The sequence below is a fragment of the Pseudomonas sp. TE12234 genome (genome assembly GCF_054061835.1).
In genome coordinates, this window is the sequence record NZ_JBSSEP010000003.1 from 289928 (window position 1) to 311454 (window position 21527).

The following is a 21527-nucleotide window of genomic DNA, read 5'->3' on the forward strand; positions in this document are numbered from 1 at the left end:
CGCTGGCAAGCCAGCTCCCACAGGCTTTTCGGTTGACCAGACATTTAGGATTCACACAAGCCACTGAGCTGGCTTGCCAGCGATAGCGATTGTTCAGGCACCACAGAAATCACTACCGCCCCTGACCCCGCCGCAACAACTTGCGCACCCGTGCCACCAGCTCACTGACGGCGAACGGCTTGAGCAGGTAGTCATCTTCATGCAGCTCCAGCCCGCGCAGGCGATCCTCGATGCCGTCCCTGGTGGTGAGGAACAGCACCGGCGTTTCACCGAGCTTGCGGATCTGTTGCAGCAGCTGCCAGCCATTGAGCCCCGGCAGCATGACGTCGAGGATGATCAGCTCGTATTCGCCGGACTCAATGAAGCGCCGGCCGTCCATCCCGTTGACCGCCACATCCACCGCATAACTCGCTTCGCTCAAGCCATCGGCCAGGCGCTTGGCAGTCTCGGGTTCGTCTTCCACTAACAGGACACGCATTTGGCACACCTCGATTGTCGTCAGCACAGGCTAGGCGTGTTCGGGGATAAAGCCCACCTTTAAAAGATCGCCAGCGCCCGCAACCGTTCGATATCGAGGATTTCGATCTCGCCGTAGCCCAGATTCAAGATCCCCTGCCCCTGCAGATCCTTGAGCATTTGATTGGTGGTCTGGCGCGACAACGACAACATTGAAGCCAGTTGCTCCTGGGGCAGTTGCAGGCGCAGGCGTGGCGGGTCGATCTCGCCGTAGCCGTGGGCGATCATCAACAAGCGATGGGCCAGCCGCGTCGAGGCCGGCATCAGGCTCAGCTGTTCGAGGTGGATGAAGGTCAGGCGCAGTTTCTGGCTCATGAGCAAGGCCAGTTGCCGCCAGTACTCCGGTTGTTCGTCGAGCAACTTTTGCAGCGCCATTTGCGGGATGTGCAACAGGGTGCAGTTGCCCAGGCCGAACGCATCGTGGGTACGCGCCTGGCCATCGAACAGACAGATCTCGCCGAACCAGTGCGGCGCCTCCACCAGGCTGAGCAACGCTTCCTTGCCTTGCTCGCTGACCGTGCCAATGCGCACGGCACCTTCGAGCACCGCGTACAGACCACAGGGCGGATCACCCCGCTTGAACAAGCGCTGGCCCGGCGACAGGCGCCGGACCCTGGCGACGGCCAGCAGACTATCCTGAAAGGAAACAGGCAAATGACTGAACCACTGACCGTGCATCAGGCGTGGACGCCAGACCTGCATATCCATGAAAACTCCTAGAGATTGTCGCCTGGCTGACAGAGTGAGCAATGGCCCCGGGGCATGATCAATCACCCTACAGGAGGAATAACAATGAAAAGCCTCGTTGACCATCTCAGTCAATACGCCGCGTACCACCGTGACCCGCGCAACATCGCCACCCACTTCATCGGCATTCCGCTGATTGTGCTGGCGGTGGCTGTGCTGCTGTCTCGTCCGCAATGGGCCGGGGGCTGGCTTTCACCGGCGGTGCTGGTGTCGTTGGCTTCGGCGTGGTTTTACCTGCGGCTGGAGTTACGCCTTGGCGTACTGATGACGGTGTTGCTGGGGTTGTGTGTCTGGGCCGGTCATGCGCTGGCGCAGCAAAGCACTGGCATCTGGCTGGCCAGCGGCATTGGAATGTTTGTGGTGGGTTGGGCGATTCAGTTTGTCGGCCATCACTACGAAGGGCGCAAACCGGCGTTCGTCGATGACGTGACGGGGTTGATTGTCGGGCCGCTGTTTGTGGTGGCTGAGCTGGCGTTTTTGCTGGGGATGCGCCATGAGCTGAAAGAGCAGATCGAGGCGCGGGCGGGGGGTGTGCGGGTCAATCCGAAGCGTGCGGCTGTTTAGATCGCAATCGCGAGCAAGCTCGCTCCCACAATGGATCGGTGTTGAGTACAAAATCTGTGACCGACACCGAACCCTGTGGGAGCGAGCCTGCTCGCGATGCTCTTGCTTTAGAGGTTGGCGACCTTCTGCCAGACCTTCGGCTTGAAGAACAGCGTCTCGCCCTTGGCCAGCCCGATCAGGCTGTCGTGGTCCTTCACCACTTCGGCTTCGATCAAATCGCTCTGCCCTTCGACCTTCAGGGTCACCCGCGTGGTCGCGCCCAATGGACGGATATCGCGCACTTCGGCCGCATGGTGGTCTTCCAGTTCATGCCGCGAAAGCGACACTTCGTGCGGGCGGAACAGCACGTGATTGTCTTCGCCCAGATGCAGACGGTTCGAATCGCCGAGGAAGTGATAAACGAAATCGCTGGCCGGGTTTTCGTAGACGTCGCCCGGTGAGCCGATCTGCTCGATCACGCCCTTGTTCATCACCACGATGCGGTCGGCGACTTCCATCGCTTCTTCCTGGTCGTGGGTCACGAACACCGAGGTCAGGTTGATGTCTTCGTGCAGGCGCGCCAGCCAGCGGCGCAGTTCTTTGCGGACCTTGGCGTCGAGGGCGCCGAACGGCTCGTCGAGCAGCAGTACTTTTGGCTCCACCGCGAGGGCACGGGCCAGGGCGATCCGCTGACGCTGGCCACCAGACAGTTGTTCCGGGTAGCGATCCGACAGCCAATCCAGTTGCACCATGTTCAACAGTTCGTGGACCTTGGTCGCGATCTGGCTTTCGCTCGGGCGCTGGTTCTTGGGCTTCATGCGCAGGCCGAACGCGACGTTGTCGAATACCGTCATGTGGCGGAACAAGGCGTAATGCTGGAACACGAAGCCGACGTTGCGATCACGCACGTCGTGGCCGGAAACGTCTTCACCGTGGAACACGATGTTGCCCTGGTCCGGGGTTTCCAGACCGGCGATGATCCGCAGCAGCGTGGTCTTGCCGCAACCGGACGGGCCGAGCAGCGCCACCAGTTCACCGCTCTGGATGTCCAGGCTGATGTTGTCCAGCGCCTTGAACGCATTGAATTTCTTGCTGACGTTACGCACTTCGATCGACATGAATTATTCCTCCGCGGCGCTGGCGCGCAGGCGGTTAATACGGTTTTCGCTCCACTGCTTGAGCAGCAGGATGAAGAGCGCCAGGATCAGCAACAGGCTCGCCACGGCGAACGCGGCCACGTGGTTGTATTCGTTGTAGAGGATCTCGACGTGCAGCGGCAAGGTGTTGGTCACCCCGCGAATGTGCCCGGAAACCACCGACACCGCACCGAACTCACCCATGGCCCGCGCGGTACACAGCACCACGCCGTAGATCAGGCCCCATTTGATGTTGGGCACCGTGACGTGCCAGAACATCTGCCAGCCATTGGCCCCGAGCAAACGCGCGGCCTCTTCCTCCTGGGTGCCCTGCTCCTGCATCAGCGGGATCAATTCACGGGCCACGAACGGCACGGTGACAAAAATCGTCGCCAGCACGATACCCGGCAAGGCGAAGACGATCTGGATGTCGTGGTCCTGCAACCATGGGCCGAACAGCCCTTGGGCGCCGAACATCAGCACGTAGACCAGACCGGCGATCACCGGCGACACCGAGAATGGCAGGTCGATCAGCGTGACCAGCATGCTCTTGCCACGGAACGAGTATTTGCTCACGCACCAGGCGGCGCTGACACCGAACACCAGGTTCAGCGGCACCGATATCAGCACGGCGATCACCGTGAGTTTCAGCGCGGACAGCGCGTCCGGTTCAAAAATCGCGGTGAAGAACGCACCCAGGCCATTCTTCAGGCCCTGGGACACCACGATGAACAGCGGCAGTAGCAAGAACAGCGCAAAAATCAGCCAGCCGAGGCCGATCAGGACGCGCCGCGAAGTCGCACTGCCACGACGGGCAGCGTTGGCCGAAGAGGCGGCAGCAATGGACGATTGGGACATGTGTGCGCCTCCTTATGGGGTTTCGATACGGCGCTGCAGCAAGTTGATCAGCAGCAGCAGGACAAAGGAAACCACCAGCATCAGTACACCAATGGAGGTAGCGCCGGTGTAATCGTACTGGTCGAGCTTGACCATGATCAGCAGCGGCAGGATCTCGGTTTTCATCGGCATGTTGCCGGCGATGAAAATCACCGAACCGTACTCGCCGACCCCGCGGGCAAAGGCCAGGGCGAAACCGGTCAGCCAGGCTGGCAACAATGCCGGCATCAGAATATGGCGGAATACCTGCAACGGTTTTGCCCCCAGGCACGCCGCCGCTTCTTCCACCTCACGAGGAATATCGGCCAGTACAGGTTGTACGGTACGTACTACGAATGGAAGTGTCACAAAAGTAAGGGCAAGGGTAATGCCCAGGGGGGTGTAGGCGATCTTGACCCCCAGATCGGCTGCGAACTGACCGACCAAACCGGTGGGGGTGTACAACGCGGTCAGGGCAATACCGGCCACTGCGGTGGGTAATGCGAAGGGCAAGTCGATCATCGCATCGATGACTTTGCGCCCAGGGAAGGTATAGCGCACCAGCACCCAGGCCAGCAGCGTGCCGATGATGCCGTTGATAATCGCCGCATAGAGCGCGGTGCCGAAGCTGAGCTTCAACGCCGCCAGCACCCGTGGCGCGGAGATGATTGCCCAGAACTGATCCCAGGTGAGTTGAGCGGCATGCACGAACATTGCCGCCAGCGGTATGAGCACAATCAGGCTGAGGTACACCAAGGTGTAGCCCAGCGTCAGCCCGAAGCCGGGTATGACGGGGGAGATACGACGCGACATAAAAGTCCTTGGTTGAGAATGCGCAAAGCCCCGTCGCCAAGATCGGGGCCCGTTGGCCAAAGCCGGCCGGTTAAGGGCTTGAACACCGCAACTTCTGTGAGAGCGAGCCTGCTCGCGATACCGGTGGGCCAGCCAACATCCCTGTTGTATGTACCGCCATCATCGCGAGCAGGCTCGCTCCCACACGTTGCGCCCCTTAACTGACAGGCATCCGGCCGGTTGTCAGGTCTACTTCAGGTTATTGCGCCTGGTAGATCTGGTCGAACACGCCACCGTCGTTGAAGAATTTCGGTTGCGCGGTTTTCCAGCCGCCGAAGTCTTTATCGATGGTGACCAGCTCCAGTTTCGGGAACTGGTTGGCGTACTTGGCGGCCACCTCCTTGTCACGTGGACGATAGAAGTTTTTCGCCGCGATTTCCTGGCCAGCCGGGCTGTACAGGTGTTTGAGGTAGGCTTCGGCGATCTGCTCGTTGCCCTTTTTCTCGGCATTCTTGTCGACCACGGCCACCGGTGGCTCGGCAAGGATCGACAGCGAAGGCACAACGATGTCGAACTTGTCGGCGCCGCCGTCTTCTTTCAGTGCCAGGAAGGCTTCGTTTTCCCAGGCCAGCAACACGTCACCCTGACCGTTGTTGACGAAGGTGATGGTCGAACCGCGAGCACCGGTGTCCAGCACAGGCACGTGTTTGAACAGGGTTTGTACGTATTCCTTGGCCTTGGCTTCGTCACCGCCATTGGCTTTCAGGCCATAGGCCCAGGCGGCGAGGAAGTTCCAGCGTGCACCGCCGGAGGTTTTCGGGTTCGGGGTAATCACCGACACGTCATTCTTGACCAGGTCGCCCCAGTCCTTGATGCCTTTGGGGTTGCCCTTGCGCACCAGGAACACGATGGTCGAGGTGTAAGGCGTGCTCGCCTCCGGCAGGCGTTTTTGCCAGTCGGCCGGCAGGGTCTTGCCGAGCTTGGCGATTTCATCGATATCGCCGGCCAGGGCCAGGGTCACGACGTCGGCACGCAGACCGTCGATCACCGCCCGCCCCTGCTTGCCCGAACCACCGTGGGACTGCTGGATCTTCACGGTGTCGCCGGCATGGTCCTTCTGCCAGAACTTGATGAACTCAGCGTTGTAGTCCTGATACAGCTCACGGGTCGGGTCGTACGACACGTTGAGCAACTCGTAATCCTTGGCTACCGCGGAACCGGCAAAGAGGGCACTGGCCAGGGCGGCCAAAGCGAACTGACGAATCGACGACATGGTGAAAGCTCCTGGAATTCTTGGGTATTGGCTTTTTTTATGATCTGGAATCGGATGCTTGCTCAAAGATCGCAGCCTGCGGCAGCTCCCACACAATCCCCCGCAGAAACTACCGCAGGCTGTGATCTTTTGATTGGTTTCGCTTCAGCCCGGTTTGTTGCCCGGTTGCTGCAAGCGGAATTTTTCCTTGCGTTCGATCTGAACCACCTGGGCGTTGTGGACGGTGATTTCCACTGCGCCAAAACGCAGATCGCGCAGGGCGCTCTGGATTTCACGCAGGATGGTTGCTTCGTCCTGGCCGTCAACGCTACGTAGAGATGCGCTCATGGTGCTGCTCCTTCGACTGAGAGGTTGCCTGGCAGTGGCGGCACTGCTTGCGGCGTGAGACCAATAGTAGAGAGGCGCAGATATTCTTAAAAAGACTATTTAAGAATGTTTATATAACCAGAAGACATTATTTGATGGGCAAGGGTTTGCGAGGGGAATTCTGTAGGAGCGAGCTTGCTTGCGATGGACGCGAACGAAAACCAGGGCTGCCTGGATGAACGCGGCGCTTTTGCCACCATCGCGAGCAAGCTCGCTCCTACAGGTTTTGCGCAACAGATTCTTAATGGATTGACGGTGCATGCACCCAATTCAGTTGTCCGGGAGGCACCGGCCGCCCGAACCAGTATCCCTGGCCCAGATGGCTGCCATGTTCAAGCAGGAACGACGCCTGTTCGACCTGCTCGATCCCCTCGGCCTGCACCTGCATTCCCATGCTGTGCGCCAGGGCAATGATCACCCGCACAATGGCCGCGTCGTCTTCGTCCCCCGGCAGCCCGGCGACAAAACCCTGATCGATCTTGAGTTTCTGTACCGGCAGGCGCTTGAGCCGCAGCAGCGACGAATAACCGGTGCCGAAATCATCGATGGCCAGCCGTACACCCAACTCGCGCAGTCTGTGCATTTGCTCAAGCGCGACCTCGGGATCTTCCATCACTGCGCTCTCGGTGACCTCCAGCTCAAGATAAGCCGGGTCCAGTCCGGTTTCGCGCAGCACCTGGGCCACTTGCTGGTACAGCTCACGACCGGCGAACAGGCGCGATGAAACATTCACCGCGACGAACGACAACACCACGCCGGCCTGATGCCACTGGCACATCTGCTGACACGCTTGCTGCATGACCCAGGCGTCGATTTCGGCAATCAGGCCAGTGCGTTCGGCGACGGGAATGAATTCAGCCGGCGACACCAATCCCCGCTCGGGATGCTCCCAGCGCACCAGCGCCTCGACACCGATCAAGCGGCTGGTGGGCAAGTCATGGACCGGTTGGTAGTAAACCCGCAATTGCTGCTGCTCCAGCGCGCGACGCAATTCGAATGCAAGCTCGACCCGTTGCTGGGCGTGGGCCGTCAATTCTTCGGTGTAGAGGGCATAGCCATTGCGACCGGCACTCTTGGCCTTGAACAGCGCCGAGTCGGCGTTGCGCAATAATTGCTCAGTGCTCAAAGCATCGCCGGGGAACAGGCTGATGCCGATGCTGGTGTTCATGAACAGCTGATGCCCGTCGATAAAGAACGGTTCTTTGAGGCCATCGATGATCCGCTGGGCCAGCGCCGCGGCCTGGACCAGTTGCGGGCAACTCTCGGCCAGCACGGCAAACTCATCGCCCCCAAGCCGCGCCAGGGTAATGCCCGGCCCGAACATCGCGTCTAGACGCTCCGCCACCGCCTTGAGCAACTGGTCGCCGATGGTGTGTCCGAGGCTGTCGTTGATCATCTTGAAATGATCCAGATCGACCATCAGCAGTGCACACCCACGCTTGTGAGTCTGTGCCGAAGCCAGCGCCTGTTCGGCGCGATCGGTGAACAGCAGGCGGTTGGGCAGATCGGTCAACGGATCGTGGTGCGCCAGGTGCATCAGTTCGTGTTCAGAGTTCTTGATCGCGCTGATGTCGGAAAACACCGCCACGTAATGACTACGACGTCCCCGTTCGTCGTGAACGATGCGGATGGTCTGCCACTGCGGATAGATTTCGCCGCTTTTTCGACGGTTCCAGATTTCTCCGCTCCACTCGCCGTTACTGTCGAGTGTCGCGAACATCGCCTGATAGAAGGCGGCCGGATGACGGCCGGACTTGAACAAACTGGGCCGCTGGCCCAGCACTTCCTGGCTTTGATAACCGGTGATCTGGATGAAGGCCCGGTTCACATGGACGATCAACCCTTCGTGATTGGTGACCAACACGCCTTCACGGGTGCAATCAAACACGGCGGCGGCCTGACGCAGTCGCTCTCGGTCTTCACGGCGCTCACGCAATTTGGCCCCGATACCGAGACAACGGAGCAATCGCGCCCGGGCAATGAAGACCAACCCGGCACTGATCACCACCCAGACATAACCGTTGATCAGTTGCCATCGCGAAAGCTCGGCAGAACTATCGAAGAAGCTGTTCAATAAATAGCCACTGAGCTGCAGCCATATCAAGGAAAGCAAGAGGTAAAGCAGCGCTGCGCGCGAGGCTTCGCGATAGCTGGCAGACATAAGGCTGTCCATGTCCCTATACAAAAAACGGGATTATAGGTTAAAGACACATCCAGCCACTCATATCTGAAAGGGCGACTGGTTTTCTCTGTGGGCTTAGTGATAATGCACCGGCTGTTTTTTTCTTTATCGAGGGCCCTATAGCCTATGTGGTACGAAGGTTTTCTCGGCTTGTCGCCCTGGTCACTGGTGGCAGTCACCCTGCTGATGACCCACGTGACAATCGTCGGCGTCACGGTCTATCTGCACCGTTACTCAGCCCATCGCTCGCTTGAGTTGAATGCCGGCCTGAAGCACTTTTTCCGTTTCTGGCTGTGGCTGACCACCGCGCAGAACACCCGCGAGTGGACCGCCATCCACCGCAAGCACCACGCCAAATGCGAAACCGAGGATGACCCGCACAGCCCGGTCATCAAGGGTCTGTCCACCGTTCTGCGCAAGGGCGCCGAGCTGTACCGCGCCGAAGCGGAAAACCCCGAGACCCTGCGCATCTACGGCAAGAACTGCCCCGAAGACTGGATCGAACGCCATCTCTATACCCCCTTCCCGCTGCTGGGTGTGGCGATCATGGCCGTCATCGACCTGCTGCTGTTCGGCACCATCGGCATCACCATCTGGGCCGTCCAGATGATGTGGATCCCGGTGTGGGCCGCCGGTGTGGTCAATGGCCTGGGCCATGCCGTCGGCTACCGCAACTTCGAATGCCGTGACGCGGCGACCAATCTGGTGCCCTGGGGCATCCTGATCGGCGGTGAAGAACTGCATAACAACCATCACACCTACCCTAACTCGGCAAAACTGTCGGTGAAGAAGTGGGAATTCGATCTGGGCTGGGCCTGGATTCAAGTGTTCAGCTTCCTGCGCCTGGCCAAGGTCCAGCGGGTTGCGCCGATTGCCCATCGTGTCGAAGGCAAAGGCAACCTGGACATGGACACCGCCATGGCGATCCTCAACAACCGCTTCCAGATCATGGCCCAGTACCGCAAATTGGTGATCGGGCCGCTGGTCAAGCAGGAGCTGGAAAAGGTCGATCACTCGGTCCGTCACCAGTTCCACCGCGCCAAGCGGTTGCTCTCGCGTGAAACCAGCCTGCTGGACGACAAACACCATGTCCGCATCCAGACCATGCTCGAGCACAGCCAGGCACTGAAGGTAATTTACGAGAAACGCCTGGCCTTGCAGCAGATCTGGGTCAAGACCAGCTCAAATGGTCACGACATGCTGGCCGCCATCAAGGATTGGGTACACGAAGCCGAAGCCAGCGGGATTCAATCCCTGCGTGACTTCGCCAACCAGCTCAAAACCTACTCCCTGCGTCCGACCGCTGCCTGACTGTGGCGAGGGAGCTCGCTCCCGCGCGGCTGCGCAGCAGACGCATAATCGGCGACGCGTTTTAATCGAATAAAACGCGTCGCCGATACCGCCCAGCGGGAGCAAGCTCCCTCGCCACAAAATGTGGGAACTTCGCTTCAAATCCTCCCTCTCAAAGACACTTCGCCACCCAGGCGGGCTTCGTTGTGGCCGCTTTCGAATCCAGAGCGGTGCACGCCCTTTGAGATTTGTTCCCATGGTCATTAAAAACCAACAAGACTCATCCCCTTCGCAGTGGCCCGAGACTGCGCAAACCCTGCTGGCACTGATGCACGCTCAAGGTGAAGTGGCGCGACTGAGCGAACGCGAACAGTTGTTCAGCACCCTGCTGGTGAGCGTCAATGCCGTGCTCTGGGCATTCAACTGGGAAACCCGCCAGGTGCTGTACGTCAGCCCGGCCTATGAGCGGATTTTCGGGCGCTCCGCTGACCTGCTGCTGTCCGATTACAACCAGTGGCGCGACAGCATTTACCCCGACGATCTGGAATATGCCGAGCGCAGCCTGGCGGACGTGCTGGAAAAAGGCGCGATCGAAGACCGCGAATACCGGATCATCGCCGCCGACGGCCAGGTTCGCTGGCTCAGCGACAAATGCTTCATCAATCGCCAGGCCGAGCCGGGACAGCCAGTGATCATTGTCGGCATCGCTGAAGACATCACCGACAAGAAGCAGATGGAAACCGAGCTGCAACGCCTGGCGACCACCGACGCCCTGACCCAAAGCAGTAATCGTCGGCACTTCTTCGAAAGCGCTCATCAGGAATTCGAAAAGGCGCTGCAACAGGGCACGCCGCTGTCGTTCCTGATGCTGGATATCGATGACTTCAAAGTGATCAACGACACCTACGGTCACCAGGAAGGCGACACCGTACTGCAACGCATCGCCGAGAGCGGACGTGCGGCGTTACGCCGTGGCGACCTGTTCGGGCGCATTGGCGGTGAGGAATTTGCCGCAGTGTTCCCGGGCTGCACGCCAGACATGGCCCTGCAAGTGGCCGAGCGACTGCAACGGGAGATCCAGCGTTTGAGCTTCAAGCATGACGGCCAGACCTTTGGCATCACCGTCAGCCAGGGGCTGACCAGCCTGGTCGCCGGGGACGAAAACGTGGACAGCCTGTTTGCCCGCGCGGACGCGGCGATGTATCAGGCCAAGCGTGAGGGCAAGAACCGGATAGTGACGGCCTGAACGCCCCAACGCAAACCCTCGGTGGGTAAAGCCTTATTTCTTGCGCAGACGCACCAACTCCGGCAAGCCGATCTTGAGCAGGCGCGCCGTTCGGCTTTTGGCCAGGTCCTCAAGCCCCTCATGCTCGCTCAGGCGCGCCAGCTGTGCCGCCATGTTCATCACCAGTGCTTCGCGGGAGTAGACCCCGCCACCGAGCTGGTAGGTCGCGGCAATCAGCTCTCGCAGCTCCAGCGGCAGCCGCCAGCGGGTGCGCAACGCCGATCCGTAGGCCGCACTGAATTCGGCCAGCGCCTCCCCGACCGCCTCTTGGTCGTCCAGTTCGCCACCGCCCTGCTTCCACTCCTGCAAACAGCGCAACAACGCCAGATCGCCGAGTCGATGCAACATACCGGCGCAATAGCACCGCGCCTGATCCAGATCGAGCAGGCGCGCCAGCGTTCGCGCGTATTCGGCGGTGTGCAATGACAAGTCCCAATAACGCTCGGCATAGTCCGCCAGAGACGGATCACTGAGCCGTGCACTGCGCTTGAGGGCCAGCCCGAGAATCAGGTTCATGCTTTGTCCGGTGCCCAGTCGGTGCAACGCCTGAGCCAAGGTTTGCACGCCCGCACCATGGTGCTGGGCCGCGCTGTTGGCGGCGGCGATCAGCACGGCGGTGACCTGCGGGTCCGTGCGGATCTCATCTTCGAGCGCCGTCAGATCCAGACCATCAGGATTGAGGCTTCGCTTGACCGCCAGCTGCACGTCGGTCATGAGCGGCGCGCCCTCGGCCAGTTCGCGACGGCGCTCCAGGAATACGGACAAGGTCATGCCCGGTGCCAGCGCCGGCACTTCGCACGACACCTCTTCCCCGGCATCAAGCAGCAACCCCTGCAAGCGCTGGGTCAGGCTATCCATGTTCAGGGGCTTGGTCAGGTAGGCGGCAGGCGCCAGCGGCAAGGCTTCGCGTACGCTGGCGCTGTCGTTGCGGCTGCTCATCAGAATGAATGGCAATGGAGGATTACGTTTGCGCTGGCGAATACTGCGCAACACATTGAGGCCATCGACACCGGGCAGTTCCCAGTCGGCGATCACCAGATCGTACGGGTTGGCCGCCAGCAGCTCCAACGCCTGCTGGCCGTCGGCGCACAAATCGAGTTGTGCGTCACAGCGCACGTTCAACAACACTTCCTTGAGCAGATCACGGGACCAGGGGTCGGCCTCGGCAATCAATACTCTTGGAACCGCGGGTAAAATGACAGTCGTCATACAGCTCTCCCTGGCAATGCTCGAACCTTATCCAATGCCGCTCCTTCGAAATAGTAGCAATACGTCGTATCTGTTCTGGCAGGTATGAAAAAACCCGCCGAAGCGGGTTTTTTGTCGATCAGGTCACACTTTGCGATCAGAGTTCAGCGAAGCACTCTTCGATGATCGCCAGACCTTTGTCCAGTTGCTCGTCCGGCGCAGTCAGCGGTACCAGGACGCGCAGAACGTTGCCGTAGGTGCCGCAGGACAGCAGGATCAGACCTTTGTCGCGAGCCTTGGCCACAACGGATGCCACAGCGGCAGCGTTCGGCTTGTGGCTGTCGCCGTTTTCGAACAGCTCGACAGCGATCATCGCGCCCAGGGCACGGACTTCGCCGATTACCGACGGGTACTTGGCCTGAATGGCCTTGAGGCCAGTGACCAGACGCTCGCCGACTGCCTTGCAGCGGTCCAGCAGGTGCTCTTCTTCGAACACTTCCATCACGGCCAGGGCTGCGGCGCAAGCGATCGGGCTACCGGCGTAGGTGCCGCCCAGGCCGCCTGGAGCGATGGCGTCCATGTATTCGGCCTTGCCGCACACACCGGCCAACGGGAAGCCGCCAGCGATGGATTTGGCGAAGGTGGTCAGGTCGGCAGCAACGCCCATCTGTTCCATGGCGAAGAACGTACCGGTACGGCCAGCGCCAGTCTGTACTTCGTCAGCGATCAGCAGGATGCCGTGCTGGTCGCACAGGGCACGCAGACGCTTCATGAATTCTTTCGGCGCGACGTAGAAACCACCTTCACCCTGTACAGGCTCGATGATGATGGCCGCGATGTCTTTCGGCTCGGCGTCGTTCTTGAAGATGCGCTCAATGGAAGCGATCGAATCGTCGATGCTCACACCGTGCAGTTCGTTCGGGTACAGCGCGCGGAAGATGCCGCCTGGCATCAGGCCCATGCCGGCCGAGTAAGGCACGACTTTACCGGTCAGGCCCAGGGTCATCATGGTGCGACCGTGGTAAGCGCCGGTGAAGGCGATCACGCCGGCACGGCCAGTGGCGGCGCGAGCGATTTTCACGGCGTTTTCCACGGCTTCGGAACCGGTGGTGACCAGCAGGGTTTTCTTGGCGAAATCACCTGGCACCTTGGCGTTGATTTTTTCGCACAGTTCCACGTACGGCTCGTAGGCCAGTACCTGGAAGCAGGTGTGGGTCAGCTTGTTCAGTTGCTCGGTCACGGCGGCGATGATTTTCGGGTGCACGTGGCCGGTGTTCAGCACGGCGATACCGCCGGCGAAGTCGATGAACTCGCGACCTTCAACGTCGGTCACGGTAGCGTTCTTCGCGGACTCGGCGAAGATCGGGTGAATCTGGCCTACGCCACGTGGAACTGCAGCGGTACGGCGGGCCATCAAAGAAGCGTTAGTCTTGCTCATACATTCCTCATTCGCCGCTCATCGGTCGGCGTGATTCAAGGATTAAGCAGCGAGGAGGCAACCAGGGCAGCATGCGATGATCGACTGCCACAGCGTTCCCCGCCACAGAGAAAATTCCGTTTGAAGCACGCAAAGGGTCAGCGCTCTCGTGCCCTTTGCGTTTGAAGCAATGCCTTGCCGGGCTTAGATGCCCAGGCAGAGGTATTTGATTTCCAGGTAATCTTCGATGCCGTACTTGGAGCCTTCACGGCCCAGGCCCGAGGCCTTGATGCCGCCGAACGGCGCGACTTCGTTGGAGATCAGCCCGGTGTTGACGCCGACCATGCCGTATTCCAGGGCTTCAGCCACACGGAACACTCGGCCCAGGTCACGCGCATAGAAGTACGAGGCCAGGCCGAACTCGGTGTCGTTGGACATCGCGATCACATCGGCTTCGTCTTTGAAGCGGAACAGCGGCGCCAATGGACCGAAGGTTTCTTCCTTGGCCACAGCTGCGTTGTTCGGGACGTTGGTCAGGATGGTCGGCTCGAAGAAGTTACCTTCCATCGGCTTGCCGCCGGACAGCACGGTGGCGCCTTTGGCAACGGCATCAGCGATGTGCTCCTGCACCTTGGCCACGGCTTTTTCGTCGATCAGCGGGCCAGTGGTGGTGCCGGCTTCCAGACCGTTGCCGATCTTCAGCTTGGCCACAGCCACTTTCAGCTTCTCGGCGAAGGCGTCGTAGACCGCATCCTGAATGTACAGACGGTTGGCGCAGACGCAGGTCTGGCCGTTGTTGCGGTACTTGGAAATGATCGCGCCTTCGACGGCCTTATCCAGGTCCGCGTCGTCGAACACGATGAACGGAGCGTTGCCGCCCAGTTCCAGGGACACTTTCTTGATGTCCTTGGCGCATTCGGCCATCAGTTGACGACCGATTTCGGTCGAACCGGTGAAGGACAATTTGCGCACGATCGGGTTGCTGGTCAGCTCGGTGCCGATGTCGCCGGCGCTGCCGGAAACCACGCTGAACACGCCAGCCGGGATACCGGCACGCTGGGCCAGTTCAGCCAGGGCGAAGGCGGAGAACGGCGTTTGCGAAGCAGGCTTGAGCACCATGGTGCAACCGGCGGCCAGAGCCGGGCCGGCTTTACGGGTGATCATCGCAGCCGGGAAGTTCCACGGGGTGATGGCTGCGGTCACGCCGATTGGCTGCTTGATCACGATCAGGCGCTTGTCTGGCTGGTGGCCCGGAATCACGTCACCGTAGATGCGCTTGGCTTCTTCGGCGAACCACTCGATGAAGGAAGCGGCGTAAACGATTTCGCCCTTGGCTTCGGCCAATGGCTTGCCTTGTTCCAGGGTCATCAGGCGAGCCAGGTCGTCCTGGTTCTCGATCATCAGTTCGAACCAGCGACGCAGTTTGCCCGCACGCTCTTTGGCGGTCAGTGCACGCCAGGCCGGCAGCGCTTTGTCAGCGGCTTCGATGGCACGACGGGTTTCGGCAGCGCCCATTTTCGGCACAGTACCCAGAATTTCGCCCGTTGCCGGGTTGTTGACCTTGATCGTCTGACCATTGTCCGCATCAACCCAAGCGCCATCGATGAAGGCTTGCTGGCGGAACAACTGGGTGTCTTTAAGCTGCATGTCGGCTTTCCTTAACAGCACCGCAATGGATGCGGAGCAAATTATGATTGTAGAAAGGCGCCTCAGTAGGCTGCCGTCAGGGAAATCATTCACCGGGCTGAAGCACATAAATAGCGCACGTATTGGATTCGTGCGGTTCAGCACCCAGACAAGAGCGTTTGAAATCTCAAACGAATCCTAGGATCAAAGGGGGTAAAGGACAATAGGGCGTTCGAAAAAAAGAACGAAATCGACTTTTTTGCTGCGTTTTTCTGATCAACGTAGCAAACACAGGTTACGCTTTGGAAAAACGCAGACGATTCAGCAGCATGGACGCCTGCGGTGCATATGAGTATCATGGCGCCCGCGCTGCACCAGTAGCTCAGCTGGATAGAGTACTGCCCTCCGAAGGCAGGGGTCGTGGGTTCGAATCCCGCCTGGTGCACCATACGTAGAAACGAGAAAGCCTCAGACCGCAAGGTCTGGGGCTTTTTTGTGCGTGGAACTCATCAGATCCGGAAGCTGCCCACCAAATGCTTCAAGCGGCTGGCCTGCTGTTCCAGATCCGAACAGGCGCGCAAGGTGAACTGCAGGTTTTCCATGCCTTCCTGGTTCAGCGTGTTGATTTCATTGATGTCCATGTTGATCGAGTCGACCACCGCTGTCTGCTCTTCAGTGGCAGTGGCCACTGACTGGTTCATCCCGTCGATTTCACCGATGCGCTGGGTCACGCTGCCCAGGCGCTCGCCCGCCTGATTGGCAATCGACACGCTGTCCTGGCTGTGGCGCTGGCTTTCACCCATCGTATTGACCGATTCACGGGCGCCGACTTGCAGCTCCTCGATCATGTTCTGCACTTGCTGCGCCGACTCCTGGGTGCGATGGGCCAGATTGCGCACTTCGTCAGCTACCACAGCAAAGCCACGTCCCGCCTCGCCTGCACGCGCCGCTTCGATTGCCGCGTTGAGCGCCAGCAGGTTGGTTTGCTGAGAGATGCTGGTGATCACTTCGAGGATCTGACCGATGTTCACGGTCTTGCTGTTCAGCGTTTCGATGTGCGAACTGGAGGTGACGATCAGGTCCGAGAGGCGGCTCATGGCCTCAATGTTGCGATTGACCACTTGCTGGCCTTCTTCGGCCAAGTGGCGGGCGGAGCTTGCGTGTTGCGAAGCTTGCGCGGCGTTATGTGCGATTTCCTGGGCGGCAGCCCCCAGTTGATTGATCGCGGCGGCAACGCTGCTGGTACGGTTGACCTGCTCGTCGGAATTGGCCATCGAAGCGTTCGATGCACTCACGACACGCAGGGCCACTTCGTTGACCTGCTCGGTGGCCGACGACACTTCGCGGATCGAAGTGTGAATCCGTTCGACGAAGCGGTTGAAGGCGTTCCCGAGAATGCCGAACTCGTCCTGGGTATGAATGACCAGGCGCTTGGTCAGGTCGCCTTCACCTTCGGCGATATCTTCCATAGCCTTGCTCATGGCCTGCAGAGGTTGCAGCAGCAGACGAATCAGCATGCCCAGCAGGGCAATGATGAAGACTACGGCGATCACGGTGGCAATCACAGCCGAGGCGCGGAATTCACTGAGCCTGGAAAAGGCCTTGTCCTTGTCGATGGACAGGCCGATGTACCAGTTCACCGAAGGCAAGCCCTTGATCGGGGCGAAAGTGACGATGCGGGTCTGGCCATTGGCCTGGACTTCAGTTAACTCGCCGTTGATCCGTGGCGTGCCCTGCGGGAAGAGGTCGCTCAGGGTCTTCATCTGCATGTTTTTGTCGGGGTGGACCAACACCTTGCCATCGGAGCTGACCATGAAGGCGTAACCCACGCCGCTCAGATCCAGTTTGTCGATGATGTCGACCAGCGCACCGAAGCTCACATCACCGCCGACCACGCCGACGGTCTGCCCTGACTTGCGAATGGCCGCCACCATGGAGACCACCAGCGTGTTAGTGGCCATCTCGACGTAAGGCTCGGTCATGGCGACGGTATTGCTGGCCTCGGCAAGCTTGTACCAGGGGCGTGTGCGAGCATCGTACCCATCCGGCATCTTCGCATCAGGCAGGATGGCGAACTCGCCTGCTGCGGTACCGACGTAGGTGCTGGGGAAGCTCGACACCAGGGTTTTCTGTGCCATCAACGTGGTGATGCTGGCCATCTGTGGGTTCAAGGCCGCGTTTTGCGCCAGGTTTTCAACCAGCAAAGTGCGACCGTCAAACCAGTTCTTGATGTTGGCCGCCGTCATGTCGCCCATTTCATGGAGGTTGTTTTCCAGATCCTTGCGAATGGCGTTGCGCTGGAGGTAGTCGTTGTACAGCGTGAATAGCGCGAAGGCGGCTACCACGATCAGCGACGCCACAATGAGGATCTTGTGGCTGAATCGGAGGTTTTTATTCATAACGGGTCGTGTCCACGAAGGCGTTATTGTTGATTGGCACGAGCTGTATCGACCGCTTGAATAAAATACTGAACGGCTTTGTTCGTTTTTCTATACGCCGAAGGGTTCCCGGCAATTTCGACTTTGCTTCTGAATATTGGCTTTCGGGACTACGAAGGCAGGGGCGTGGGTTCGGATCCCGCCCGGTGCTCCATCCATAGAAACGAGAAAGCCTCAGGCCTTAGGGGTCTGGGGCTTTTTTGCGGGCACAAAAAAACCGCCTAAGCGGTTTTCTCATTCCGTCGTCCAATCAAACTCGTCGTATTCATCATCGTCCTCGTCATCCTCGAATACTTCATCTTCGAGCATGTCGTCTTCAACAATGTCTTCGTCCGGCTGATTCAGCAGAAAATCCTTGCGACTCTCGGTAATCGCTCGCCGTAGTTCCTCGCCCTTTTCCGGGCAGTTGAGCATTTGGGCGATGCGGTCGATTTTTTTTGTCACGGCATCCTCCAACGCATCGACTACAGGCTGATAGTGCGCGCTTTCGGGGAGGGATGCCAAATCCCCGGAAGGCCGCGCACTTCAGCTTTCTGCAAAGCCGCTGAAGTGATCAGGCTTCAGCGATGGTAGCGCCGGACCACGCTGCTGTTTTTCAGCACATGACCGTTGATTCTTTCCAGCAGCTGCGCACGGGTCAGGCCTGCCGGCAATGCGTCCGGGGCGAGGTCCAGGGCGTAGATCTGGATGATGTAGTGGTGCGCGCTGTCGCCAGCCGCCGGGCAAGGGCCGACGTAACCGGCCGTGCCTTTGCTGTTGATGCCGGCCACGCCTTCAAGCGTGGCTTTTGCGCCGACGCCGGCGGCAATCTGGTGGGTGGTGGCTTTGATGCCGTAATGCACCCAGTGATCGACACCCTGCCCTTTCTGGCCATCCGGATCGTGCATGACGATGGCGTAACTGAGCGTACCGGTCGGGCCGGCATTCCAGCTCAGTGCCGGTGAAACGTTGTGCCCGCCGCAGCCCGGGGCATCGCTGGCAGCGGCAGACGTGAACAAACGGTCATCCGACACGCCTGGGATGTTCAGGGTAAAACGCTCCTGGGTCGCCTGTGCCGCTTGCGCCGGCAATTGCACGCAAAGGGCGACTGCTATGGCCACTAGCCAAGGGTTCAGAGAGGTCAATCGGGTCATGCCGGAGTACCTTGTGCGGGTGGGGCCGTCGTCGGCGTGCAAACTATAGCTGGAGCTTTCATAGGGTGGCACCAGGATTTGGCGCAACCTTGAACAATTGCGCCGTTTTTTTTAAATGAAGCAGTGCATCTCAAATGCCGTCCTACAGCCGTATCTGAACACGGTGACGAGGATAGGATCGACCGCATCAACCACAGAAAGCAAAACGCCCGGCGCCAGCATTGCGCAGAGGCCGGGCGTTTCCTGAAGGGTTGCGGTTTATTGAACCTCGCCTGCGCCAGCAAATTTGCTCATGACGAAACCGACAAATTCTTCGACGGTCATTTTCTGGCCATTGAACTCGACCTGATTGTTGGCGTAGTGCAGTTTGCTGACGATGTTGCTTCCATCCAGTTTCGCCAGTTGCGAGCCGACGGCCATGCTGCCAAACATGTCGGCAGTGGCGGTGGCCTGATCGGCGATCAGCTTGGCATCGGTCTGGCCGTCGATTTGCGATTGCACGGTGAACACATCAACCAGCATTGGTTTGGACACTTGGACATTGATGTCCAACAGCGCAATCAACTGCCTGATCAGTTGGTCGGTCGGCAATTCGATCGATTGCGGCTTGGTCAGATCCAGCACCAGGTTGGCGCGGCTTTCGCCGTTGGTGGTCTTGAACGAGAGATTTTCCAGGGCCACCTGCGGGCCGGCCGCCAGCAATTGCTCCAGACCGGTTTTCAGTTGCGTCTCTTCGGCGTCGGTCAGCTTCAGTTCCGGCACCGGCTGACCCGCCTCGGCGGCCTCGGCGGCGAGCTGCTCGTAAGGTTGCAGCTTGCTCTGGTAAATCTGCATCAGCGACATCGTTGCCGGAATGTCGAGGTTCTTCAGGCTCATCGCCATCTGTGCCGAACCGACCGCCTTGCCGTTCAAGGACACTTCACCCACCTTGTAATCGGCACGTCCGGAGGCGCTGGTGCCTGATTCTTCGGTCTGGTTCTTCATTTCGAAATTCTTGAGGCCCAGCACTGACTGTTTGGGACCGAACGTGGTCTGGCTGTTGCTCAGCGAGACGGTGTTCTCGCCGGTGTAATAGCCGTAGGTGCTTTTGCTCAGGTTGCTGGCCAGGGTCAGGCCGTTCAATTCAACCTGCACCGGTGCCTGATCTTCGGAAACGGTGATCAGCTTCAGGCTGTCCATGTAGCCGTCGGCCTTGACCTTCTGCGCCTGGGCGCTGGCCGCGACATCAAGCTTCAGGCCGGAAAACTTCAGGCTGGACTTGTCATCCAGTGCCGTTTCCAGCGGCAGCATTTCCAGCGTGCCATTGGTGGAATTGTCGTAGCCGATATTGACCACGCCTTTGAGCGGAGAGACATCCTTGGCGGCGGCAAACCATTTTTCGGTGAGCGGTGTCTTTTCCAGTTCGTAGTGACTGGTGGCCATGACCGGCAACCACTTCAGCGATACCAGGCGCGAGAACGGCAGCGGACCGTGTTCGATATGATCCACAAACAGCAGCTCGACCGGCTCCTCGCCGAACATTTCACCCTCGCCCTTGAGGCGATAGTGCGCGGTGCTGCTGAACACGTGGCGCTCCAGCGATACCAGTTCCAGTGACGCCGTACCTTTATGACCGACCAGCGCGGCTTGCAGCTGCTGGTTGGCGTCAGCCAGGGAGGCGTTCACCACCCCTTCAATCTTGGTGCCGGTGTACCAGGCACCGCCAGCGCTGATAGCACCGATGGCAACGACGATTCCCAGAAGCACGCCTGCTGATTTATTCATGAATGACCCAATCAATGTCCGTTGTTTAAGGTGTAGTCGTCTTCCCTGAACCCATGGCGGGTTGCGGACGCGACAGCGCTGAAAGTGGGATGCAGAGTAGCATCAGGCGCGATGGACGGCCCAAGGATTAAAGGTGAAAGAGTGTCTATGGGGCTGCGTATGCAGGTAAGTATTCGATGTCCATGCGATCGCCATCGCGAGCAGGCTCGCTCCCACATTGGAATGCGAACTCCTGTGGGACCGAGCTTACTCGCGATGTCGTTCCGACGATGGCGTCAGACCTGACGACACAGAATCAGGAATACTGAACCTCGATCTCATCGAGCTGGTGATCAAAGGTCTTGAGCCGCGCGGTCCAGGTGTACACCAATACTTCAAAGTCGCGATTGATCACCGCCCCGCCCATCACTTCCCCCCGCGGGTCGCAGAAATCCAGCTGATAGCGTTCGCGGGCCATGGCGGTGGCGACATCGGCCAGTTCTCGCGCGTTGTTGAGCCAGTGCCAGCCGTCGTCGGCCACTTGCTTGTCGAGCTCCAGGCATTGCTTTTTCAAGGTCTCCAGGCTCTTTTCCAGCGGCGTGCCGGTCAGTTCGCCCATGACTTCCTGGAACGTGCGCCCCGGTTGCCAGTAGCTGCCCCAGAAATAGCGATCGAACACCGTTTCGACACGGCGCAGCGCGACCTTGGTGTCCCAGATCAGCACCAGGGTCTTGCCTTGTTCGAGTTGTCTTTTTTTGGTTCGCTGGTTCTGGACCGAAGCCCAGGCCACTACCGCGATGGACATCACGGCAATCAGCGCGGTGGCGCTGTCGAGAAACACCAGAGCCTTGTCGATCTGGAGGGTCAGCATGATGCCGTAGAAATAGGTGGCCGAAAGCAGCACCAACGCCACGACGGCGCACCAGAAACCGAGAGCATAAGGGTTTTTCATTATTGGTTTCCCCATGACCTGCGC

At 59.4% G+C, this 21527-nt stretch carries 19 protein-coding genes, 1 tRNA gene and 1 pseudogene; 4 read left to right on the forward strand and 17 right to left on the reverse strand.

Annotated elements, in window-relative coordinates; genetic code table 11:
* Positions 1 to 112: 112 nt before the first annotated feature.
* Both ACVWYU_RS07790 and ACVWYU_RS07795 read right to left on the reverse strand, forming a co-directional pair.
* Positions 113 to 478, reverse strand: coding sequence for a response regulator (locus ACVWYU_RS07790; protein ID WP_090327778.1), 366 nt, complete (start codon positions 476 to 478; stop codon positions 113 to 115).
* A 59-nt stretch (positions 479 to 537) separates the two neighbouring features.
* Positions 538 to 1224, reverse strand: coding sequence for a Crp/Fnr family transcriptional regulator (locus ACVWYU_RS07795; RefSeq protein WP_457372365.1), 687 nt, complete (start codon positions 1222 to 1224; stop codon positions 538 to 540).
* A gap of 84 nt (positions 1225 to 1308) precedes the next feature.
* On the opposite strand from ACVWYU_RS07795, the gene ACVWYU_RS07800 reads away from it, so the two are divergent.
* Complete coding sequence (locus tag ACVWYU_RS07800; RefSeq protein ID WP_090327773.1) at positions 1309 to 1827, forward strand: Mpo1 family 2-hydroxy fatty acid dioxygenase; 519 nt, start codon at positions 1309 to 1311, stop codon at positions 1825 to 1827.
* Positions 1828 to 1934: 107 nt separating this feature from the next.
* Here ACVWYU_RS07800 and ACVWYU_RS07805 read toward each other — a convergent pair whose 3' ends face one another.
* The 6 genes from ACVWYU_RS07805 to dibA form a co-directional block, all read right to left on the reverse strand.
* On the reverse strand, positions 1935 to 2924 hold the full coding sequence (locus tag ACVWYU_RS07805; protein WP_457372366.1) for a sulfate/molybdate ABC transporter ATP-binding protein: 990 nt from the start codon (positions 2922 to 2924) through the stop codon (positions 1935 to 1937).
* Between the two features lie 3 nt (positions 2925 to 2927).
* A complete protein-coding gene (gene cysW, locus ACVWYU_RS07810) occupies positions 2928 to 3800 on the reverse strand; it encodes a sulfate ABC transporter permease subunit CysW (RefSeq protein ID WP_390958048.1) in 873 nt (290 codons plus the stop codon).
* A 12-nt stretch (positions 3801 to 3812) separates the two neighbouring features.
* Positions 3813 to 4631: a sulfate ABC transporter permease subunit CysT gene (gene cysT / locus ACVWYU_RS07815; protein WP_457372367.1), complete on the reverse strand. Its 819-nt coding sequence runs from the start codon at positions 4629 to 4631 to the stop codon at positions 3813 to 3815.
* A 238-nt stretch (positions 4632 to 4869) separates the two neighbouring features.
* The gene (locus ACVWYU_RS07820; RefSeq protein ID WP_090327762.1) at positions 4870 to 5883 is read right to left on the reverse strand and encodes a sulfate ABC transporter substrate-binding protein; all 1014 of its coding nucleotides are present in this window, start codon (positions 5881 to 5883) and stop codon (positions 4870 to 4872) included.
* A 144-nt stretch (positions 5884 to 6027) separates the two neighbouring features.
* A complete protein-coding gene (oscA, locus tag ACVWYU_RS07825) occupies positions 6028 to 6210 on the reverse strand; it encodes a sulfur starvation response protein OscA (protein ID WP_007975618.1) in 183 nt (60 codons plus the stop codon).
* Between the two features lie 280 nt (positions 6211 to 6490).
* The gene (dibA, locus tag ACVWYU_RS07830; protein ID WP_248916116.1) at positions 6491 to 8410 is read right to left on the reverse strand and encodes a phosphodiesterase DibA; all 1920 of its coding nucleotides are present in this window, start codon (positions 8408 to 8410) and stop codon (positions 6491 to 6493) included.
* Between the two features lie 147 nt (positions 8411 to 8557).
* Between dibA and desA the strand changes: the two genes are divergently transcribed.
* Complete coding sequence (gene desA, locus ACVWYU_RS07835; RefSeq protein WP_390958043.1) at positions 8558 to 9742, forward strand: delta-9 fatty acid desaturase DesA; 1185 nt, start codon at positions 8558 to 8560, stop codon at positions 9740 to 9742.
* Between the two features lie 235 nt (positions 9743 to 9977).
* A complete protein-coding gene (locus ACVWYU_RS07840; protein ID WP_248916115.1) occupies positions 9978 to 10967 on the forward strand; it encodes a GGDEF domain-containing protein in 990 nt (329 codons plus the stop codon).
* 33 nt (positions 10968 to 11000) lie between these two features.
* On the opposite strand, the gene ACVWYU_RS07845 is transcribed toward ACVWYU_RS07840, so the two are convergent.
* From ACVWYU_RS07845 to gabD, 3 genes are all read right to left on the reverse strand, one after another.
* Complete coding sequence (locus ACVWYU_RS07845; RefSeq protein WP_390958041.1) at positions 11001 to 12215, reverse strand: HDOD domain-containing protein; 1215 nt, start codon at positions 12213 to 12215, stop codon at positions 11001 to 11003.
* Positions 12216 to 12351: 136 nt separating this feature from the next.
* A complete protein-coding gene (gene gabT, locus ACVWYU_RS07850; protein WP_457372368.1) occupies positions 12352 to 13632 on the reverse strand; it encodes a 4-aminobutyrate--2-oxoglutarate transaminase in 1281 nt (426 codons plus the stop codon).
* A gap of 183 nt (positions 13633 to 13815) precedes the next feature.
* Positions 13816 to 15258: an NADP-dependent succinate-semialdehyde dehydrogenase gene (gabD, locus tag ACVWYU_RS07855; protein ID WP_390958039.1), complete on the reverse strand. Its 1443-nt coding sequence runs from the start codon at positions 15256 to 15258 to the stop codon at positions 13816 to 13818.
* A 350-nt stretch (positions 15259 to 15608) separates the two neighbouring features.
* Between gabD and ACVWYU_RS07860 the strand changes: the two genes are divergently transcribed.
* Positions 15609 to 15685: transfer RNA gene (locus ACVWYU_RS07860), tRNA-Arg, on the forward strand.
* Positions 15686 to 15746: 61 nt separating this feature from the next.
* Here the strand turns inward: ACVWYU_RS07860 and ACVWYU_RS07865 are convergent.
* From ACVWYU_RS07865 to ACVWYU_RS07890, 6 genes and pseudogenes are all read right to left on the reverse strand, one after another.
* A complete protein-coding gene (locus tag ACVWYU_RS07865; RefSeq protein ID WP_457372399.1) occupies positions 15747 to 16511 on the reverse strand; it encodes a methyl-accepting chemotaxis protein in 765 nt (254 codons plus the stop codon).
* 93 nt (positions 16512 to 16604) lie between these two features.
* Positions 16605 to 17636, reverse strand: a pseudogene (locus tag ACVWYU_RS07870) (HAMP domain-containing protein); the annotation flags it as partial.
* Between the two features lie 273 nt (positions 17637 to 17909).
* Entirely contained in the window at positions 17910 to 18179 is a 270-nt protein-coding gene (locus ACVWYU_RS07875) for a hypothetical protein (RefSeq protein WP_245706758.1), read from the reverse strand.
* 56 nt (positions 18180 to 18235) lie between these two features.
* Positions 18236 to 18808, reverse strand: coding sequence for a YbhB/YbcL family Raf kinase inhibitor-like protein (locus tag ACVWYU_RS07880; RefSeq protein ID WP_457372369.1), 573 nt, complete (start codon positions 18806 to 18808; stop codon positions 18236 to 18238).
* A 258-nt stretch (positions 18809 to 19066) separates the two neighbouring features.
* Entirely contained in the window at positions 19067 to 20572 is a 1506-nt protein-coding gene (locus ACVWYU_RS07885; protein ID WP_457372370.1) for a YdgA family protein, read from the reverse strand.
* A gap of 295 nt (positions 20573 to 20867) precedes the next feature.
* Entirely contained in the window at positions 20868 to 21503 is a 636-nt protein-coding gene (locus ACVWYU_RS07890) for an NADH:ubiquinone oxidoreductase subunit N (protein ID WP_090327733.1), read from the reverse strand.
* Positions 21504 to 21527 lie beyond the last annotated feature (24 nt).

What these genes read in the sequence shown, in the direction of transcription:
- ACVWYU_RS07880 (WP_457372369.1), bottom strand. Translation starts at nt 18,808, where the DNA reads ATGACCCGATTGACCTCTCTGAACCCTTGGCTAGTGGCCATAGCAGTC.
- cysW (WP_390958048.1), bottom strand. Translation starts at nt 3,800, where the DNA reads ATGTCCCAATCGTCCATTGCTGCCGCCTCTTCGGCCAACGCTGCCCGT.
- ACVWYU_RS07805 (WP_457372366.1), bottom strand. Translation starts at nt 2,924, where the DNA reads ATGTCGATCGAAGTGCGTAACGTCAGCAAGAAATTCAATGCGTTCAAG.
- gabD (WP_390958039.1), bottom strand. Translation starts at nt 15,258, where the DNA reads ATGCAGCTTAAAGACACCCAGTTGTTCCGCCAGCAAGCCTTCATCGAT.
- ACVWYU_RS07840 (WP_248916115.1), top strand. Translation starts at nt 9,978, where the DNA reads ATGGTCATTAAAAACCAACAAGACTCATCCCCTTCGCAGTGGCCCGAG.
- desA (WP_390958043.1), top strand. Translation starts at nt 8,558, where the DNA reads ATGTGGTACGAAGGTTTTCTCGGCTTGTCGCCCTGGTCACTGGTGGCA.
- dibA (WP_248916116.1), bottom strand. Translation starts at nt 8,410, where the DNA reads ATGTCTGCCAGCTATCGCGAAGCCTCGCGCGCAGCGCTGCTTTACCTC.
- gabT (WP_457372368.1), bottom strand. Translation starts at nt 13,632, where the DNA reads ATGAGCAAGACTAACGCTTCTTTGATGGCCCGCCGTACCGCTGCAGTT.
- ACVWYU_RS07790 (WP_090327778.1), bottom strand. Translation starts at nt 478, where the DNA reads ATGCGTGTCCTGTTAGTGGAAGACGAACCCGAGACTGCCAAGCGCCTG.
- ACVWYU_RS07845 (WP_390958041.1), bottom strand. Translation starts at nt 12,215, where the DNA reads ATGACGACTGTCATTTTACCCGCGGTTCCAAGAGTATTGATTGCCGAG.
- ACVWYU_RS07800 (WP_090327773.1), top strand. Translation starts at nt 1,309, where the DNA reads ATGAAAAGCCTCGTTGACCATCTCAGTCAATACGCCGCGTACCACCGT.
- ACVWYU_RS07820 (WP_090327762.1), bottom strand. Translation starts at nt 5,883, where the DNA reads ATGTCGTCGATTCGTCAGTTCGCTTTGGCCGCCCTGGCCAGTGCCCTC.
- ACVWYU_RS07795 (WP_457372365.1), bottom strand. Translation starts at nt 1,224, where the DNA reads ATGGATATGCAGGTCTGGCGTCCACGCCTGATGCACGGTCAGTGGTTC.
- ACVWYU_RS07890 (WP_090327733.1), bottom strand. Translation starts at nt 21,503, where the DNA reads ATGAAAAACCCTTATGCTCTCGGTTTCTGGTGCGCCGTCGTGGCGTTG.
- cysT (WP_457372367.1), bottom strand. Translation starts at nt 4,631, where the DNA reads ATGTCGCGTCGTATCTCCCCCGTCATACCCGGCTTCGGGCTGACGCTG.
- ACVWYU_RS07865 (WP_457372399.1), bottom strand. Translation starts at nt 16,511, where the DNA reads ATGGCCAATTCCGACGAGCAGGTCAACCGTACCAGCAGCGTTGCCGCC.
- oscA (WP_007975618.1), bottom strand. Translation starts at nt 6,210, where the DNA reads ATGAGCGCATCTCTACGTAGCGTTGACGGCCAGGACGAAGCAACCATC.
- ACVWYU_RS07885 (WP_457372370.1), bottom strand. Translation starts at nt 20,572, where the DNA reads ATGAATAAATCAGCAGGCGTGCTTCTGGGAATCGTCGTTGCCATCGGT.